Here is an 18,398-nt window from a genome sequence, read left to right as displayed (position 1 = left end):
TCTTCGGGATGATTTCTTCTTCAAAGGCAACAGCAAAGGCAACAGCAACAGCTTTCGCGCTTTGCGCGAGTCACTTTTCTTTGCTTGTGCAAAGAAGCGCTTTACAGCAGCCGGAGGCTGATCAAAGTAACCAAAAGAAAGCACACCCCTAACGGGCTGCCCCGCGCTTCGCGCGGGGTCCGCGGCCACGGCGGGACATCGGAAGGCACATCCATGTGCCTTCCGAAAACGACGCGCATCCTGCGCGTCGCCCCTCACGGGGTTTTACCCGCCGTGTCCGCCAGCCCTCACGGGGGCCCAACAGCAAAAGCAGAGAAGCAACAGCAACAACAGCAACAACAGCAACAGCAGCAACAGCAGCAACAGCAGCAACAGCAACAGCAACAGCCGTAGTAACAGCGGTGGCGGTGATTGTCTTGGGCTGCGGTGGTGTGGACCTTCGGGTGGTTGGACTTTCAGGAACGATGATGAGCAACGAGCAAGGCTGGATCGCAACGCGTGGCACTGCGCTGCAGGGCACGCTGACGGTGCCGGGGGACAAGTCGGTGTCGCACCGGGCGGTGATGTTCGCGGCGTTGGCCGATGGCACGTCGCGGATCGAGGGGTTCCTCGAGGGCGAGGACACGCGTTCGACCGCGGCGATCTTTGCGCGGCTCGGGGTGCGGATCGAGACGCCGTCGCCGTCGCAGCGCGTCGTACTTGGGGTGGGCGTGGATGGGCTGCAGGCGCCGCAGGGCGAGCTGGATTGCGGCAACGCCGGCACCGGCATGCGCCTGCTCGCCGGGCTGCTCGCGGCGCAGCCGTTCGATAGCGTGCTGGTCGGCGATGCATCGCTGTCCAAGCGGCCGATGCGCCGGGTCACCGAGCCGCTGGCGCTGATGGGCGCGCGCATCGACACCGAGGCCAACGGGGTGCCGCCGCTGCGCATCCATGGCGGCCAGCCGCTGCGCGGCATCGAGTTCGTCTCGCCGGTGGCCAGTGCCCAGGTCAAGTCGGCGGTGCTGCTGGCCGGGCTGTACGCCGAGGGCGTCACCTCGGTGCAGGAACCGCATCCCACCCGCGACTACACCGAGCGCATGCTGTCCGCGTTCGGCGTGGAGATCGACTTCGCGCCGGGCCAGGCGCGCCTGCGCGGCGGCCAGCGCCTGCGCGCCACCGACATCGCGGTGCCGGCGGACTTCTCCTCGGCGGCGTTCTTCATCGTCGCCGCCAGCGTCATCCCCGGCTCGGACATCATCCTGAAGGCGGTCGGACTCAATCCGCGCCGGACCGGTCTGCTGGCCGCGCTGCGGCTGATGGGAGCGGACATCGTCGAGCACAACCACAGCGAGCACGGCGGCGAGCCGGTCGCCGACCTGCGCGTGCGCTACGCGCCGCTGCGCGGTGCGACGATTCCCGAGACCGTCGTACCGGACATGATCGACGAATTCCCCGCGCTGTTCGTGGCCGCGGCCGCGGCGCAGGGACAGACCGTGGTCAGCGGTGCGGCGGAGTTGCGGGTCAAGGAGTCGGACCGCCTGGCGGCGATGGCCACCGGCCTGCGCAGCTTGGGCATCGTCGTCGACGAAACGCCCGACGGCGCCACCATCCACGGCGGTACGCTGGGTGCGGGGAAGATCGAGAGCCACGGCGACCATCGCATCGCCATGGCCTTTGCCATCGCCGGGCAACTGGCGCAAGGCGAGGTGCGGATCGAGGACGTGGCGAACGTGGCGACGTCGTTCCCGGGCTTCGACGCGCTGGCGCGCGGCGCTGGATTCGGGTTGCGCGCTGCCGGTTGAGGCATGACTGCGGCCTGCCGAGCGCAGGCCGCGGTGCGTGCCTCGATCATCGATCGCCAGATGCCCGATCCATCTGGCGGAGCGTCCGTGTCGAGCGCGCCACCGGCCTTGGTGGGCGTGATCGGGGCAAGGCGCTGGAGCCTCGCGTGCGCGATCCCGGCCACCCGCCGCGACGCAGAGCGCGGCGAGGTGGCGAAGACCGCGCCGATTACGCGACCTGGCGTGCGGAGTGCTGTGCCAGCAGCAGCGAATGGCCCGGATAGTCCGCTTCCGACCAGGCTTCCGCGCGGCCCCCGAGGTGGCGGCTCAGGAAGTCCTCGCACAGCGCGTTGAACGACATGCGGTTGGCCTCGCGCACGAAGCCATGGCCCTCGTCCGTGTAGAGCGCGTAGGTCACCGCGATGCCGTTCTGTCGCAGCGCAGCCACCATCTGTTCGGATTCGGCCTGTTTCACCCGCGGATCGTTGGCGCCCTGGGCGATGAGCAGCGGCGTGCGGATCTGCGCGGCGCGGTGCAGCGGCGAGCGGTCGCGCAACTGGGCCAATCCCTCCTCAGTGCTCGGGTCGCCCAGCGCGCGGTGCTGGCGCACGCGGTCCGCTTCCCAGTAGGCGGGAATAGAGGCGAGCAGCGTTTCCAGGTTGGACGGCCCCACCACGTCGATGCCGCAGGCATAGCGCGAGGGATAGCGCGTGAGCGCCGACAGCACGGCGTAGCCGCCGTAGCTGCCGCCGAAGATGGCCAGGCGTTGCGGATCGGCGATCCCACGCTGCAGCGCCCAGGCCACGGCGTCGTCCAGGTCTTCGTCCATCTTGCGGCCCCATTCGCCGTCTGCCGCGTTGACGAAGCGCTTGCCGAATCCGGTCGAGCCGCGGAAGTTGACGCTCAGCACCGCATAGCCGCGGTTGGCCAGCCACTGGTGCATGGGGTTGAAGCCGAAGGCGTCGCGCGACCACGGGCCGCCGTGCACCAGCAGCACCAGCGGCAGCGGATTGGCGGCGCGCAGATCGCCCGCGTCGGCATCCACGGGCACGGTGAGGTAGGACACCAGCGGCAGCCCGTCGCGCGCGGGGATGACCACCGGCTGCATCCGCGCCAGCGGCGCCCAGGTCAGCCGGGGCCGCAGGTCCATCAGGTGCCGCAACGTGCGCGCCTGGCGGTCGTACAGCCACGTCGACGAGGGGCGCGTGTCCGACGACAGGGCGACGATCCAGCGCTGGTCGTCCTCGGTGCGTGCGGTCATGCGCCATTCGCCGTTGCCGGCGGCATCGTCGAGGGTTTCGATGTCGAGCCATAGAGCCTCGTCCAGCATGTGCAGCTTGAAGCGCTCGTAGGTGACCCCGTAGGCCAGGGGGCGGTGGCTGGCGGCATCGGTGAGCATGCCGCCGATGTCCGCGCGCGGGTCCTCGGCCAGCACGCTGATGGTGCCGCTGTCCCAATCGATCGCGACCAGCGCGGCGGTGTCGCGCCCGCGGCTGTCGTAGGCGTACAGCGTTGTGCCCTCGGCATCGAAATGGGAGGGGCCGGAACTGCGCCCGTCTTCGGCCGAGAACACCTGCCACGGCTGCCAGGCCCCGGCGGCATCGCGCCGAAGCCATTGGCTGCCGCCGTCCTGGGTATTGCGCACGGCCAGCCGCACTCCGTACTGGTCATCCAGCACGAAGCCGGCGAAGCCCGTGTTCTCCTGCACGCACTGCATCTGGCCGGTGCGCAGGTGCAGCACGTGCACATCGAAGAAGCGTGCGTCGCGCGCGTTGGAGACGATGGCGATCTCCTCGCGCCGCTGTCGGCTGACGCTCTGCACGCCCGTGCGCACGCCGGGCGTGGCGGGCGTCAGGGCGCGCAGGGATCCATCAGTGAGGTCTGCGCCGAAGAGCTGGAAGTTCTCGTCGCCGTCGCGATCCTGCGAGAACAGCAGCATGCCGGGGAGGTAGGTCCAGTGGAAGCCCTGGATGCCGCGTCGCGCGTCGCGGGTGATCTGTCGTGCCTCCTGCGGGTTGCTGCTGGGTGCGGCCCAGATGTTCATGACGCCATCGCCGTCGGCCAGCCAGGCCAACCACTGGCCGTCCGGACTGATGCTCATGGCGGCACGCGCCGGGTTGGCGAACAGGTGCTTGCGCGGGATGAGCGCGGCGGGCGCGGAGCCGTCGGCGGCATGCAGGATGTTCTGCAGCGCCAGCGCTGCCTGGCGCCATTGCTTGGCGTACTGGTTCCTCTGGTACCTGTAGAAGGCCCTCAGCCGCTTGGCTTTCTCCGGATGCTTCTGCTCCAGTAGAAGGAAGACATTGGTGTATTCGGTGTCCCCCGGCTCGCGGCTGGCCTTATCTTCCTCATGCAGGGCTCCCAGCACCTGCGTCATGTCGTCCTCGTCCGCCTTGCTCCAGGGATAGTCGGCCATGTTTGCCGCAATCCGTGCGTTCATCCAGCCGCGCAGGGTGTCCGACACGGCACTGCGGGACTGCGTCGGGTCCCAGGCGGCGGCTTCGATGCACGATCCCACGGCCGCGGCGACCGACCCGGGGTCCCGGGCATTGGTCTGCTCGACCGCAGCGCGGCGGGCTTTGCGCCAGCGGGCGCCGTCGACGTCCTGGCCCTCCAGGCGTGCAGCATGCAGCGCGGCAACGCCTTCCAGCGCCTCGGCCAGGCCTGCGGCCGCTTCCAGGCCGTGCAGACCGTGGGTCTTGCCCTTCAACAGCTCCAGCAGGGTACGGCTGCCCACCGTATCCATCGGCATGCCGGGCGGAATGCCCTGCAGCAGGTGGATGCCCCATGCCACGCCGAGGGTCGAATTGCCGGCGACCATGGAGTCGATTGCCAGGGCGAGCCACTTCGGCAGGCCGAAGTCCGCCTCCCAGCGGTCGAGGTCGTCGCTCTGCAGCAGGCTGCCGACGACGCTGCCGACCTCGCCGTTCCAGTAAAGAGGCCGGTGCTCCCAGCGGCCCGCGTGTTCCAGGCCGTACAGCTGGTCGATCACTTGCTGACGCAGCTGCGGGTCGCCGTGGTATGCGTGCATGCTCATGTCAGGCCTCCAGGCATTCGTCGATGACCTGGGCGATCCGCGTCTTGGAGACCAGGCCCACCAGGCGGGCCTTTTCCTTGCCGTCCATGAACAGGATCATGGTGGGCAGGCCGCGCACCTGGAACTGCTGCGCAGTGTCCTTGTTCTCGTCCGCGTTGATCTTGCAGATGCGGGCTTCGCCCGCGTATTCCTCGGCGATGTCGTCCACGATGGGCAGCAACTGCTTGCAGGGAGTGCACCATTCGGCCCAGAAGTCCACCAGGACCGGGCCGGAGGATTGGAGGACCTGTTCTGCGAAGGTCGCGTCGGTGAGTGAGATGAGCTTGGAGGGCATGGTTCGGCCTCTGTCAGTGGTCGGAAAGGGGGGGGAGTAGGGGGATTCAGGCGGGTACCGGAGGGGGACTGAAGCCGTGGCCGTCGCCATCGTGCGTGTGGCCGTCCTCGCCTCCGCCTTGGCTGCGTTGCGGCGTCATGTCCAGCACGTGGTCGTGATAGGCGGTCAGCGATTCGCGGTGCGCCACGCTGATGAGGGTGCTGCCCGGTAGCGCATGCACCAGGGCCTGGTAGAGCGCCCGCTCGGTGTCCGGATCGAGTGCGCTGGTCGCCTCGTCCAGGAACAGGTAGTCGGGGCGCTGCAGCAGCGCACGGCAGATCGCCAACCGCTGCTGTTCGCCGCCGGAGAGCGTCTGCTGCCAGCGGTCGCTGTCGTGCAGCCGTTCGGCCAGCGTCGACAAACGGACTTCATGCAGCACTTGCCGCACGCGTGCGTCGTCGAAGTCCTCGGGTTGTCCGGGATAGCACAGCGCCGCCTTGAGCGTGCCCTGCGGAATGTAGCTGCGTTGGGGCAGGAACATCAGCCGGCCGTCCTGCGGCTTGCCGATCTCGCCCTCGCCATAGGGCCAGATGCCGGCCACGGCGCGCAGCAGCGTGCTCTTGCCGGCACCGGAGGCGCCGCGCAGCAGCCAGCGCTCGCCACGGCGCATCTGCAGCGCGGGAATGGTGGCCAGCGGCGCGCCATCGGGTCGTTGCAGGGCCAGGCCATGCGTGGCGATGGCAGGCTCGGGCGTCTGCGAGACGTGGATGCCAGTAGGCTGTGCGTGGACATCCTGCAGTGCCCCCAGCAGGTCGCGCAGTCGGTTGCCGAGTGCCCACCACTCGGTGAAGGTGACGTAGGCTTGGCTGAAGAAGGCCAGGCTGCTGCTGACGGCGCTGAAAGCACCGCCCACGCGCGTCACGTCGCCCATCGTGATGGCGCCGGAGAGGTAGCGCGGCATCGCCGCCGCCGTCGGCAGGAGATGGGAGGAGAAGGTGTTGCTGTAGGTTTCGCGCGCCAGCATCAGTTTGGCGTTGCGCGCGATGATGTCCCGCCAGTTGGCGCGCACCTGTTCGAATGCGTCGTCCAGGCGCTTGTGCTCCTGCGCGCCGCCATCGTAGAAGGCGATCTGCTCGGCGTTCTCGCGCAACTGCATGCCGCGGTAGCGGAAGTTGGCCTCGACGGTCTGGCGGAGATTGAACAGATGGATCAGCGGCCGCCCGGTAAGGTGCGACACCAGCAGCATGCCGGCCGAGTATGCATACACCAGATAGACCATGTACCCCGGAATCGCAAAATCGATGCCCCACAGCGTGAAGTGCAGCGTGCCGGACAGGTTCCACAGGACGACGGTGAAGGAGATGGCCGACACCAGCACATGGATCGGATCCAGGAACAGCTGCAGCGTCAGTTCGATGAAGCGCGCCACGTCCTGCGAGATGCGCTGGTCCGCGTTGTCCAGGCGCCCGTCGCGCTCGATGGCGTAGTACGCGCGCCGGCGGGTCCACGCGCGCAGCAGCCAGCGGGTCATGGCGGTACGCCATTCGTATTGCTGCAGTTGCGTGATCGCGAACAGGAGCACCATCGCCAGCAGCATGGTGAGCATGCCGGCGATCCAGGACAGGCCCAGGCTGTGCCAGATGTCGTCCCATTGCCGCTTCACCAGCGCATCCACCACCTGGCCCTGGAGCTGGTTGCTCCAGACCGCCAGATAGATGCTCGTGAACATCAGCGTCAGCCTGATCGCCAGCAGGATCCAGCCGCGCCAGCTTTCCCGCGACGTCCAATAGGGCAGGATCAGGTCGCGCAGACGGGGACGGTGGTGGTGGGGGGCGTTCATGGGCGTTGGGAACCTGGGAGGGGCGCAGGGACAGGCCGTGGAGTGCGTGGCGCGCGGCGTTGCCGCGCGCTAGGCGACGCGATGGTCAGAGCTTGCGTTCGTACGTCAGTGTGAAGGTGCGCTTGTCGTAGATGGGCACGTACCCGCTGCTGGTGGAGTAGCCGTACAGCGTGCGGTTCGCCAGGTTCTTCGCACCGAGCCGCAGCGACCACGTCGGCCGGGTATAGGCGATGCCGGCATCGAGGCGGGCGCCGCCCGGCGAACGCGGGTCGGTTTCCCGTACTCCCAGGATGGAGTCGCTCCAGCCGCTGATGCCGAAGGCCAGGCTCAGGTCGCGCAGGCGTTCGGACTGGAAGTCGTAGGTGCTCCACAGGCTCACCTGGGTGCGCGGCTGTCCGCCCGGCCGCAGGGTCGGATCGAACAGGCTCTCCAGCTTCACATAGGAGTAGTTGAAGATGAGGTTGAGCCCGGGCATGAGTTTGCCCGAGGCTTCCAGTTCCGCACCGCGGGAGCGTTGGCCGTCGATCAGGTCGTTGCAGTTGCGTGGGCGGTTGCGCTGCAGCAGGTTGAGTTGATCGATCTGGAAGACGGCGGCCGACCACGAGAAGGTGTTGTCCGCGTTGTTGCTCTTGATGCCCAGCTCCTTGCTTCTCGACTGGGTGGGCGGGACGGACGTCGAATCGGTGCCGCAGACCACCAGATCCGAAAACAGCGGCGAAAAGCCTTCGGCGTAGCTGGCGTAGACGGACGTGTTCGAGCTCAGGTTGTAGATCAGCCCGGCATTGACGGTGTTCTTGCTGAGCGAATGCGCCCTCGAAGTGAGCACGGCACCGGGCGCCGGCGGCGCCGGATACACGATGGTCGTTCCCTGGCCGACGTCGATGCTGGAATGGCGCAGGCCTGCCACCAGGGTCCACTTGTCCCATTTCACCGTGTCCTGGAGGTACAGGCCGCGTTGGGTTTGCGCTTGGGCGCTGCCGAAGGAGCGGTTGCCATCGCTGCGTTCGAGCTTGGGGAAAGGGTATTGCGTGGGCGCATCGAATCGGTTGTTGATCCGCACGCTCGAGTACTGCGTCGTATCGAAGTCGTAGTCGATGTGGTTGGCGCCCGCCACCAGATGTTGCTCCAGCGGCCCCGTATTGAACGTGTAGCTCAGGTAATGGTCGCCGCTGGTGGTCGTCTGTTTCGTTTGGGCCAAGGTACCGCTGTAGTTCAGCAGCAGGGTGGCCGTGTCGACCGGGTACTGCGCCGTCCATATCGCCAGATCCAGGTCGTTGCGCGTGCGCTGCATGCGGCTGGTGAACTGCAGCGCGTCGGTGAAGGAATGCTCGAGGGTGTAGAACGCCGAGTGCGTATAGGTATCCGCGCCATCGTCGCGGTTGCCGGGCCGGGTAGGGGCAGGAGGTTCGATGAAGCCGCGGATCGCCACGGTGTACCGGTCCGGCGGCACGCGGGACAGGTCGGCCGAGATGCCGGCGATGAAATCGGTGTCCGCATTCTTCCAGCGGATCTCGCCCAATCCGTAGTTCTGCGTGCGTCCGTCGTAACCTCCGGCGCTGCTGCCGGCGCGCGTGCCCGAGACGATCAGCCGATAGCTGAGTTCCTTGCTGTCGTTCAGGGCGCCTGCCAGGTCGACGGTGCCGGTGCGTTCGGCATGGCTGCCGTAGCTGAGCGTCACGTCGCGGATCGGGTCGGTCGTCGGCTTCTTGGTGACGATGTTCAGTGTGCCGCCCAGGGCGTTGGCGCCGGCGAGCAATGCCTGCGGTCCTTTCAGCACCTCGACGCGTTCCACGCCGGCGATGTTGGTCTTGACCGAGTTGGGATCGCTCAAACCATTGGACAGTGTGCTGCTGGCCGTGCCGAAGCCGCGGATGCTGAACCCGCTGGTACCCTGCGCGCCGGGGCGCACGACCACGCCGGCCACGTTGCGCAGCGCGTCTTCCACCGTGGCCGTCTGCTGCGTCTCGAACACCTTGGCCGTCAGCACCGTGACCGACTGCGGCACGTCGCGCAGGTCGGCGTCGCCGCGTGTCGCGGTGGAGGAACGTGAGGCGCGGAAGCCGGTCTCGGCTTCGTCGCGCTTGGCGGTGACCACGACCGAATCCAGTTGCTGCACGAAGACCCGGATCGAGCCGTCAGGCGCCGATGCCATGGTCAGGCCACTGCCCGAGACCGCCGCCTGCACGGCTCCCTGCGCGGTCGTCTGGGCGGCGATGGCCGGGGCGAGGATGTCCTTCACGTCCGACGCCTGGAACTGGATGGGCGTTCCGCTGATCCGCTCGATCGCCTGCAGAGTGGCGGACAGCGGGCCGGCCGGGATGGAAAAATTCCGGCTTTCCGGCGCCGCCTGCCTGGTCGCGCCGGCGCTGTCCTGCGGCTGGGCGTGGGCAACGCCTGACAGCGCGAGCACAAGGGCCGCATAGAGCGCGGTGGAACGGGACGGTGCCGGGCGAAGCGTCAGGGACTTGATGGGAAACACGGTGGAATCCTCTGCGATGGCGTGGCGTGGCGTGGCGTGCGGAATCGCGATCGACGGACGCGATTCATGGTCCATGGGTGCAATTCAGCTGTTCCATACACTTTTCATGCGATCTACCTCGGGCGATTCCCTGCCATATATGGCTTGCCGGAAAGCTCTTCGGGCCGAGCATGCCACGTCAAAAGTGTTTGGTACAGTTGAAATTCATGTCATGTCACACGCGTGTAGGGGGTGGGATGTAGAAGCCCGGCCACCTGCGCCGCAGTGCACCTCGCTGGGGCGCGCTAGTGGCTTGGAAGTGCAGGTGACGGCAGTGCTGCGCCCCAGGGTGGTGCGGTCTGTGCACCGCTGCGGCGCAACATGGCGCCGCGCAACTGTCCGCATCAATTTTTCGAATCCGCCAGCCAGTGCTGCCGACGGTCTATCATCCTGGGCTTTGCCTTCCCCATTGCTCCCAGCCCATGCCAGCCTCTCCTCCATCGAAGCCCGGCGCCAAGCGCACGCGGAAGGCAGCCGCGCCGGCTGCCCGCGCCAGTGGCCCGCTCATCGACCGGATCTTCGACGACGTCAGGAGCCTGATCGAGCAGCAGTCGCTGGAGATCGGCGAGCGCCTGCCGTCGGTCCGGGCAATGGCCGCCAGCATGGCCATCAGCAACGAGACCGTGCTGCGTGCCTACGACAAACTCACGGCGGCGGGCTATCTGGAAGCGCGCCGCGGATCGGGTTTCTATGTGTCGCCCGGGGCTCGCCAGGCGGGGGCACCGGCGTCGCAGCAGCGATGGAACGGCCCCTCTGCTCGGGTCGCCTGGGGCCATCTGCTGCAGGCGGAGGGACCACATGACGGCTCGGCGCTCGGCACGCTGCCCGCCGAATGGGGCGGGGCCGATGTGCTGTCGGAGGCGCTGCGGGCCGTGGCGGCCCGGCCGCGCAGGAGCCTGTTCGACTATGCCGACGTTCGGGGCTGGCTGCCCTTGCGGGAGGCGCTGAGCGCCAGATTGCGCACGGCCGGGATCGGCGCCGCCGCCGAGCAGATCGTGACCACGGCCGGCGCCACCGACGCCCTGGACCTGATCGTCTGGTCGTTCCTCTACCAGGGCCAGTACGTGGTGGTGGAGGAGCCTGGACCCTTCATCCACACCCAGCGACTCCTGGCCAATGGCCTGTGGATCCTGCGCGTGCGTCGCCTTGAGGACGGACCCGACCTGGAGCAGCTCGCGCAGCTATGCGAGCAGTACCGGCCCAAGGCGTTGTTCTGCAGCTCGGTGTTGCAGAACCCGACCTGCACCAGCATGTCTCCGCGCAATGCGCATCGACTGCTCCGGCTCGCCGAGCAGCACGACCTGTGGATCGTGGACGACGATGCCTGCGGCGACCTGCTCCCACGCGCTCGGCAGGGGGCGGTCACGCGCCTGGCGGCGCTCGATCACTTCGAGCGCGTCATCCACGTCGGCAGCTTCTCCAAGACCCTGGCGCCCGGCCTGCGGTCGGGGTTCCTGGCGGCCAACAGCCAGCGCATGGAGCGCCTGTTGCTGATGCGATCGGTCGGCGCCATCCACTCCTCGCTACTCACCGACCAACTCGTGCACCACGCGCTCACCGAGGGCGGCTACGAGCCGCACTGCGAGAGGCTGCGCAGGAAGCTGGCCGCCAGCGGCAAGGCGTTGCTGACGAAGATACGGGCCCGCGGCTGGCAGGCGCGCGACACCGAAGCGGGCATGTACCTGTGGACGTCGTTTGGCGACGACGTCGATGCACGCGCGGTTGCGGACGTGCTGCGCGCGGACGGCATGATGCTTGCCACCGAAAGCGTGTTCTCGAGCGATGGCGCTGATCGGCACGTGCGCCTCAACGTCGCGCGTACCGACGACGCGATGCTCGATCGGATCGCCGCTGCGGTCGCCAAGGTCGCCGAATAGCCGCGGCGGCACGCCATGTCCTGACGGCAGGCGTGCGGACGCCTGGCGATCTGTCTTGCCCAATCTGGCAGGTCCTGCCAACCGGTGGCGATGGACCCGCGGCAATGCACCGCTGGATACAAACGCTCGGCGGCATCGCGCATCAAACTGGGCGCGGACATTCTCGGCAGCCACCGCGACCACAGCATCGCCTTCGCCTTCGCCTTCGGCAGGCAGCGAATTGCAGGGCGAGGGTGCGGATCAAACATGTGGCGAACGTGGCGACGTCGCTCCCGGGCTTCGACACGCTGGCGCGCGGCACCGGTTCCGGATTGCGCACTGTGTAAGCGCGCTAATGGCACAGGCCGCGTACGAACGTGGCCGGTGCAAGCATCGATGCGTGGATTCGGGAAATTAGTGCGACGGCTGCGGGCGAGGCGGATCGTTGGCAGGCGTCGACTGCGTCGCCCGTTCGCTGCGACCGTCGTCGTCGCGATCCACTGCCAGCCACCACCCGGCGACAGCCAGGGCCAGCGCGATCACGATCATCCAGGCCCAGGGCGACCCATGATCGGCGCGCGCATGCGACTCCCGGCGCGCAGACGACGGGCGGGCCGGGCGCTTCCACGCATCCAGCGGCTGTGTCGACTTGTACGGGGTGGGCATGGCGGCAACTCCGGTGCCGTGGGACGGGTCCAGTGTCGCCCAGGACCCGGCTCAGGGGTGTCACCCCCATGTGAACGCCGCCCGCGCGTCCGGGTGGCGATTCAGTTACGGCCCCGGCTTGAAGTCGAACGGAATCTCGATGCTGGCCGGCACCGCATGGCCGTTCTGCTGCGCCGGGCGGAACTTCCAGCGGCGTACGGTCTCCATCGCCGCGCGGTCCAGGTCGCGCGAGCCGCTGCGCCGGAGCAGCGCCACGCCGGCAGGCGCACCGCTGGCATCGACCTCGACCCGCACCACCACGGTGCCGGCATCGCCACGACGCAGCGCCGCCGGCGGATAGCGCGGCGGCGGGGTCTGTCCTTCCAGCGGCACCGGACGGTCGCCCGGGGCCAGCGCGGTGGCCGTGCCGCCGGCGGTATCGCTGCCCGCAGCCGGGGCAGGGCCTTGCGTAGTCGGCGGCGGCGTCGGCGCGGTCTCCACCAGCTTCGGCGCATCGCCAGCGGGCGCGGGCTTGGCCTGCGGCATGCTGCTGGCGGCGCTGCCGGCCGGCAGCGGCTCGGGCAGCGGCTTCACCTGCTCGGTCTCCTGCTGCACCTGCGCCGGCTGCGGCTTGTAGAAATCGTTGTCCTTGCGTCCGACCAGCCACACCACCAGGAACAGCAGCAGACCGACGCCGAAGGCGATGCCGACGATCGCGAGCAGGCGCCGCGGCAGATGCAGCACGATGCCGGACTTGGAAGACGAGGGCGACGTGGACATGGGACTCACCGTAGGGAACCGCTCGATTCTGGCATAGCCGCGGTGAATCGCGCGCCGCGGCGGGAGCGAGTCGGCAAAACCGCGACGGACAGGCGATAATCCCGGGTTCGTTCCCCTGGCACCCCGCGCCCATGCTCGATCCCGCTCTGCTTCGCCAACAGCCCGCCGACCTCGCCGAGCGCCTGCGCACCAGCCGCGGCTATGCGCTGGACGTGGCCGCCCTGGACGCCCTGGAGGCCGACCGCAAGCGCATCCAGGTGCGGACCCAGGAGCTGCAGAGCCTGCGCAACAGCCGTTCCAAGGCGATCGGCCAGGCCAAGGCCAAGGGCGAGGATGCGAGTGCGCTGATGGCCGAAGTGGCCGGTTTCGGCGACGAGCTGAAGGCCTCCGAGCGGCGCCTGGACGAGATCCGTGCGCAACTCGAGACGCTGGCGCTGGAGATTCCCAACCTGCCGCAGGCCGACGTACCCGCCGGCAAGGACGAGGCCGACAACGTCGAACTGCAGCGCTGGAGCACCCCGCGCAGCTTCGAGTTCGAGGTCAAGGACCACGTCGAACTCGGCGCGCGCCATGGCTGGCTGGACGGCGAGTCGGCGGCCAAGCTGTCGGGCGCGCGCTTCACCGTGCTGCGTGGGCCGATCGCGCGCCTGCACCGCGCCCTGGCGCAGTTCATGCTGGACCTGCACACCGGCCCGCATGCCTACCAGGAAACCAACGTGCCGGTGATCGTCAACGCCGACAGCCTGTACGGCACCGGCCAGTTGCCGAAGTTCGAGGAAGACATGTTCGCCACAGCGCTGGGCGAACAGAAGCGCTACCTGATCTCCACCTCGGAGATCTCGCTGACCAACCTGGTGCGCGATGAGATCGTCGAGGCCGAGCGCCTGCCGCTGCGCATGACCGCGCACTCGCTGTGCTTCCGCTCCGAGGCCGGCAGCGGCGGCCGCGACACCCGCGGCATGATCCGCCAGCACCAGTTCGAGAAGGTTGAACTGGTCAGCGTGTGCCGCCCGGAGGACAGCGTCGCCGAACACGATCGGATGACCCGCTGCGCCGAAGTGGTGCTGGAGACGCTCGGCCTGCCGTATCGCAAGATGCTGCTGTGCACCGGCGACATGGGCTTCTCCGCCAGCAAGACCTACGACCTGGAAGTCTGGCTGCCGTCGCAGCAGACCTATCGCGAGATTTCTTCCTGCTCCAACTGCGGCGACTTCCAGGCGCGTCGCATGCGGGCGCGCTGGCGCAACCCGGCGACCGGCAAGCCCGAACTGCTGCACACGCTCAACGGCTCCGGCACCGCGGTCGGCCGCGCCATGATCGCGGTGATGGAGAACTATCAGAACGCCGACGGCTCGATCACCGTGCCCGACGCGCTGCGCCCGTACATGGGTGGGGCCGAGCGGATCGGTTGATCGACCGGGCCCGGGGCATCCACCTCGGGCGCGCCTCGCGTCGCCGTTGCTGCGGCGACGCCCTCCTGTCCGTCCCTGCGCTCACGCAAATTGTCCTGATGCGGGCAATGCCCCGCCTTGCGCCACAAGTGGGTCTTCGACCCGGACGGGGCAGGGCGTTCGCATGCATTGCCCACTGCCGCACTCGCCGCAAACGGCGTTCCGCGTGCGCCGAACTCCCGTCCCCGTCCCCGTCACTTCGCGCTAGCCAAGCCGGGGTTATCCTGGGTGCGTCCACATCCGTGCCTGAGCCACCGCGCGAGCGCGACCGGCGTCCCTGCAGCGCGAATCGTTGTAGGAGTAGAATGAACCGGATCCGATTGTCCCCATCGTTCTAAATATCGAAAGAACATGCACGACCTCAACGATCTGTACTACTTCGCCATGGTGGTCGACCACGGCGGCTTCGCCGCCGCCGAGCGCGCCCTGGGCATCCCCAAGTCGCGCCTGAGCCGTCGCATCAGCCAGTTGGAGAGCGACCTGGGCGTGCGCCTTCTGCAGCGCTCCACGCGTCGTTTCGCCGTCACCGACCTGGGCATGAGCGTGCACCGCCACGCGCAGACCATGCTGGCCGAGGCGCAGGCCGCGCGCGAAGTGGTCGACCGGCTCAGCGCCGAGCCGCGCGGGCTGGTGCGGGTCAGCGTGCCGGTGTCGCTGGCGCAGATGCAGTTGCCCAAGCTGCTGCCGATGTTCCTGGACCAGTACCCGAAGGTGCGGCTGCAGTTGAACATCAGCAACCGCCGCGTCGACATCATCAACGAAGGCTACGACGTCGCCCTGCGCGTGCGTTCGCGCCTGGACGACGACGGCAGCTTGGTGATGCGCAGCTTCGGCCAGGTGCAGGAACTGCTGGTCGCCAGCCCCAAGTACCTGGACCGCGCCGGCCGCCCCAAGGACCCCGAGGAACTGGCCTCGCACGTCACCCTCAGCATCAGCGAGGACGAAGCCCGGCAGCGCTGGGAACTGCATGGCCCGGCCGGCGAAGTGCGCCGCGTCGACCTGCAGCCGCGCGTGGCCGGCTTCGACTTCCCGCTGCTGCAGTCCATGGTCAAGGACGGTTTCGGCATCACCCTGCTGCCCGAGACCGTCTGCGCCGAAGCCGTGCGCAACGGCGAGCTGGAAGTGGTGCTGCCGGAATGGTCGCTGCCGCAGGGCATCTGCCACGCTGTGTTCGCCTCGCGCCGCGGCCTGCTGCCGGCGGTGCGCGTGTTCATCGACTTCCTCGCCGAACACCTGCCGCGCCAGATCGAGGCATCGCGCCTGGACTGCGGCGGCGACTGCCCCGAACGCACCAAGGCCCGGCACTCGACCCTGGGCGCCATGGCGGTTGAGGCGGGTTGATCAAGACGCCGGCCGAGTACGTCGGTCGAGCAAAACCGCCGCGGGCATGCGAAAATGCGTGCCCGTGCCGGTGGTTCTGGGTTCGGGTGCATCGGGTGTCGTCAGCGGCACCGATCGCTTCAGGCGGGGCAGGCACTACAACGTCGCGCTGCTGCGGCGTTGCGCTTCAAGCGGCTGCGATGTTCTTCCGCAGCACCGCCGCGTTCGCAAACGGAGAGATGGCCGAGCGGTTTAAGGCACCGGTCTTGAAAACCGGCGAAGGGTCAAACCTTCCGTGGGTTCGAATCCCACTCTCTCCGCCATTATTGATATAAATTTAATTTATATTTTTATTTCTCACTTCTGGGTAAGTATCTAGAGTCGATGTAGATATTCTAAGTGTGCGATCTGAGTGGTGCGACTGGGGTTGCCGAATACTTTGTTTGCTGTATTTTTGTTTTGAGTTATTTCTTGCCTCGAACCTTCCGGAGTTTTTTGATTTCTTCTTCTAGGCGCTCATTTTCTCTTTTGAGCTCTCGGATCTGCTTATCCTGGCGCGTATCAATGGCTAGTGCGTCTAAAGAGTCTCTCAACATTTGGACAGTCAAATCTCTATTGTCTTCCCTCAGCGCATCTCTCTCCAGTGCATCCATGTTTTGCTCGGCTCGAGGGCGTCCTTCCTGCTTCGCATTAGTAAGGAGGCGATCTCTGACATTGCGCATCAATATTCCGCGCTTTGCCCACGGCATCTCCAATTCGCGGCTTGATCGCACAATACGGATGAGCTTTCGCTCGAATCCCGTAGTAAATCTATGGCGATGTTCATCAAACAGGAATGCTTTCATTTGTGAAAGCCCTAATGCAAGATTTGGCAGGAGAGAGACAAGTAGGAGAGTGCTTTGCACAGAAATGATCATTTGACGTTCGCCGGTCTCTTTGAAATGATCCTCAACTTGCGACAGACGTCGACCCGAACTGACCAATAAGCAAGAGGCGCCTGGATCAGCTTCTCTTACGGAATTCACGTAATTCACAAATGCTGTATATAGCTCTGAGTCGCGGGCGGCTTTGTCACGCATTATTTTTGTAACTCTCAATTGGCTTTTTTCAAAGAGGTCTAGAGAATACTTATAGACCTGCTGCGCGAGGTCGCCCTGAACTGATGACCTTCCCGGAAGTCTGAGGATCGAATAGTCGGCGGAAAGAGTTTGCTGAATGGAACTATAGTCATCCTTGTTCTTGCCTGCAAAGTGCAGGTAATAGGATCTCCAGCCATCTCTGCGAATGCCGTTTCGACTTAGAAGCTCTGCGAATGATCGAACGAACACGTTGTCAACAGAATTGAGTCGATCTTGGGGAGTGCCAGGAAGGAAATGTTTTACTTCATGGTAGTCGTTATCCGCAATCCATGCATGATGAGCAAGTTCCTGTAGTACAGGCTCAGCAACAAGAATTGTGCCTTTGTTTTTTTTCCAATGCTTGACTATAGTCTGGACTGCCTCATGATCCGGCTCACCTTCTCCCAGTAGAGATAAAACGACGTCAGAGTCCAGTACAATTGTCGTTCTAGCGAGTAACTTGCCAATAGCATTTGCGCTTTTGTGCTCTAACCCCATAGTGCATGCTGCGATAAAACCCGCACAAACCTGCACCAGCCAATCGGCTGCTGGGCCGACTCTGTTCGAGAAGAGATCCTTGATCGCCTGCTGGATCTCGGCTTGACGCTGCTGATGTCCTGCTACAGCTGAAACTGCTTCGGCGATATCCTCAACAAAGCTTAATGGCTCGATGACGTCGTTGCCACTAGATGAATTTGGTTCGATTAATGCGCTAATCTCCGCGACTACTGATGCTCCGCGTACATAAAGGGCATATGCGAGCTTTTCTTCGAAAACATTCCATATAGAAGCGAAAGCGTCAGGAAGCATTTTCATGCCGATGGCTGTTTCGAGCGCTACTTGAATTTTGGAGCGCCCCTCCATCAGGCTTTGAGCTGCAGATGTCTCTCTTTCAGTGAGTCTGTCGATGCCTGATTGTGTGATAGCGTATGTGTCTTTGCTCTTGTCGCGGTCGTGCCGGTGTAGTTCAATGAGTCCTTCCGCAGCCATTGGGCCAAGATAAGGTGCGAGCGTTTTTTCGTCGAGAGTTCCTGGAAGACGAAGTCGCTGTGAAATTGAGTTGCAAATCGCCCGTATAGTTTTTTTTGATTCATTCAGTGAATCAAGAATGGCTGCAGCATAGATTGAAGAGCGAATTTCTAGAGAATTCTCCGCTCCCGATGTCATGAGAGCAAGTCGCAGTCCCGCTGTTTCGGCGGAGTCATCATCCTCCGGTTCGATCGCTGCTTTGCAATTTGCTATTTCTGCGGCGTATTTTGTCTTTATTAAATCCGGATCTCGAAGGCTTAGCTCTCTAAGTTGATGCGCGCCAAGTACTTCATATTCATATGTGCTGCCATATTCTTGTATGAGTGCTGATGTAATTTTATTTCGGGCATGTTCCGTTAAGAGCTGACTGGAGCAGAAGTAAACTTTCTTGATTCCACATGTTTTATCTTCAAGACGGGACATATCTGATAACGCCTTTGCGTCAACGTCATCTCGTAGGCTGGCACAGACAAATATACCTTTACTTGCGCCGAAGCCTACGCCGTCACGTCCTAGGTCCCATTTCGGTCTAGTAGTAAGGATAGAGCCGTTTCCTTCAAGTTGAGAAACGACACCGCAAGCGAAAGACTCGAATCGCCCGTCGTTCGTGTCAGTCTTTATGACTATCTCGTAGATGTTGCCGATCAATGGGTTGTTTTCAAAATTCATTTTCCATCCTCTGGAAGTCGCATTTGGGAATTTTCAACCAGCTTAGCGAGTGCCTTGTGTGA

The 18,398-nt window shown here is 65.1% G+C and carries 11 protein-coding genes and 1 tRNA gene; 5 read left to right on the top strand and 7 right to left on the bottom strand.

All coding sequences use genetic code 11. The annotated features are described in order from the left end of the window. The first annotated feature begins 464 nt into the window (after window positions 1-464). Window positions 465-1,781, top strand: a complete 1,317-nt coding sequence (gene aroA / locus GGR64_RS19860; RefSeq protein ID WP_184647994.1) for a 3-phosphoshikimate 1-carboxyvinyltransferase — start codon at window positions 465-467, stop codon at window positions 1,779-1,781. Between the two features lie 208 nt (window positions 1,782-1,989). Here aroA and GGR64_RS19855 read toward each other — a convergent pair whose 3' ends face one another. From GGR64_RS19855 to GGR64_RS19840, 4 genes are all read right to left on the bottom strand, one after another. After that, on the bottom strand, window positions 1,990-4,797 hold the full coding sequence (locus GGR64_RS19855; RefSeq protein ID WP_221236303.1) for a S9 family peptidase: 2,808 nt from the start codon (window positions 4,795-4,797) through the stop codon (window positions 1,990-1,992). A 1-nt stretch (window position 4,798) separates the two neighbouring features. Then, on the bottom strand, window positions 4,799-5,131 hold the full coding sequence (trxA, locus tag GGR64_RS19850; protein ID WP_184647992.1) for a thioredoxin: 333 nt from the start codon (window positions 5,129-5,131) through the stop codon (window positions 4,799-4,801). 46 nt (window positions 5,132-5,177) lie between these two features. Continuing rightward, window positions 5,178-6,950, bottom strand: coding sequence for an ABC transporter ATP-binding protein/permease (locus GGR64_RS19845; RefSeq protein ID WP_184647990.1), 1,773 nt, complete (start codon window positions 6,948-6,950; stop codon window positions 5,178-5,180). A gap of 85 nt (window positions 6,951-7,035) precedes the next feature. Further along, window positions 7,036-9,504: a TonB-dependent receptor gene (locus GGR64_RS19840; RefSeq protein WP_184647988.1), complete on the bottom strand. Its 2,469-nt coding sequence runs from the start codon at window positions 9,502-9,504 to the stop codon at window positions 7,036-7,038. Window positions 9,505-9,890: 386 nt separating this feature from the next. Here GGR64_RS19840 and GGR64_RS19835 point away from each other — a divergent pair, with 386 nt between their 5' ends. Next, window positions 9,891-11,345 (top strand): PLP-dependent aminotransferase family protein, encoded by a 1,455-nt coding sequence (locus tag GGR64_RS19835; protein WP_184647986.1) that lies wholly within the window; start codon window positions 9,891-9,893, stop codon window positions 11,343-11,345. A gap of 393 nt (window positions 11,346-11,738) precedes the next feature. On the opposite strand, the gene GGR64_RS19830 is transcribed toward GGR64_RS19835, so the two are convergent. Both GGR64_RS19830 and GGR64_RS19825 read right to left on the bottom strand, forming a co-directional pair. Continuing rightward, a complete protein-coding gene (locus GGR64_RS19830) occupies window positions 11,739-11,990 on the bottom strand; it encodes a hypothetical protein (RefSeq protein WP_184648038.1) in 252 nt (83 codons plus the stop codon). Window positions 11,991-12,095: 105 nt separating this feature from the next. Beyond that, on the bottom strand, window positions 12,096-12,749 hold the full coding sequence (locus tag GGR64_RS19825; RefSeq protein ID WP_184647984.1) for an energy transducer TonB: 654 nt from the start codon (window positions 12,747-12,749) through the stop codon (window positions 12,096-12,098). 131 nt (window positions 12,750-12,880) lie between these two features. Between GGR64_RS19825 and serS the strand changes: the two genes are divergently transcribed. The 3 genes from serS to GGR64_RS19810 all read left to right on the top strand — a co-directional run bounded on the left by serS (window position 12,881) and on the right by GGR64_RS19810 (window position 15,843). Further along, window positions 12,881-14,161 (top strand): serine--tRNA ligase, encoded by a 1,281-nt coding sequence (gene serS, locus GGR64_RS19820; protein WP_184647982.1) that lies wholly within the window; start codon window positions 12,881-12,883, stop codon window positions 14,159-14,161. Between the two features lie 390 nt (window positions 14,162-14,551). Beyond that, entirely contained in the window at window positions 14,552-15,541 is a 990-nt protein-coding gene (locus GGR64_RS19815; RefSeq protein ID WP_184447803.1) for a LysR family transcriptional regulator, read from the top strand. A gap of 212 nt (window positions 15,542-15,753) precedes the next feature. After that, window positions 15,754-15,843, top strand: a tRNA-Ser gene (locus GGR64_RS19810). Window positions 15,844-15,984: 141 nt separating this feature from the next. Here the strand turns inward: GGR64_RS19810 and GGR64_RS19805 are convergent. Further along, entirely contained in the window at window positions 15,985-18,336 is a 2,352-nt protein-coding gene (locus GGR64_RS19805; protein WP_184647980.1) for a hypothetical protein, read from the bottom strand. Window positions 18,337-18,398 lie beyond the last annotated feature (62 nt).

The organism is Xanthomonas sp. 3307 (assembly GCF_014199735.1).
GTDB classification, from domain to species: Bacteria; Pseudomonadota; Gammaproteobacteria; order Xanthomonadales; family Xanthomonadaceae; genus Xanthomonas_A; species Xanthomonas_A rydalmerensis.
Note: the sequence above shows the minus strand (reverse complement) of the source record. Positions and strands in the feature narration are given on the sequence as shown.

Coding starts and splice junctions, on each gene's coding strand:
- GGR64_RS19805 (WP_184647980.1), bottom strand. CDS start 18,336: ATGAATTTTGAAAACAACCCATTGATCGGCAACATCTACGAGATAGTC.
- GGR64_RS19845 (WP_184647990.1), bottom strand. CDS start 6,950: ATGAACGCCCCCCACCACCACCGTCCCCGTCTGCGCGACCTGATCCTG.
- GGR64_RS19855 (WP_221236303.1), bottom strand. CDS start 4,797: ATGAGCATGCACGCATACCACGGCGACCCGCAGCTGCGTCAGCAAGTG.
- GGR64_RS19840 (WP_184647988.1), bottom strand. CDS start 9,504: ATGGACCATGAATCGCGTCCGTCGATCGCGATTCCGCACGCCACGCCA.
- GGR64_RS19835 (WP_184647986.1), top strand. CDS start 9,891: ATGCCAGCCTCTCCTCCATCGAAGCCCGGCGCCAAGCGCACGCGGAAG.
- GGR64_RS19815 (WP_184447803.1), top strand. CDS start 14,552: ATGCACGACCTCAACGATCTGTACTACTTCGCCATGGTGGTCGACCAC.
- GGR64_RS19825 (WP_184647984.1), bottom strand. CDS start 12,749: ATGTCCACGTCGCCCTCGTCTTCCAAGTCCGGCATCGTGCTGCATCTG.
- trxA (WP_184647992.1), bottom strand. CDS start 5,131: ATGCCCTCCAAGCTCATCTCACTCACCGACGCGACCTTCGCAGAACAG.
- serS (WP_184647982.1), top strand. CDS start 12,881: ATGCTCGATCCCGCTCTGCTTCGCCAACAGCCCGCCGACCTCGCCGAG.
- aroA (WP_184647994.1), top strand. CDS start 465: ATGATGAGCAACGAGCAAGGCTGGATCGCAACGCGTGGCACTGCGCTG.
- GGR64_RS19830 (WP_184648038.1), bottom strand. CDS start 11,990: ATGCCCACCCCGTACAAGTCGACACAGCCGCTGGATGCGTGGAAGCGC.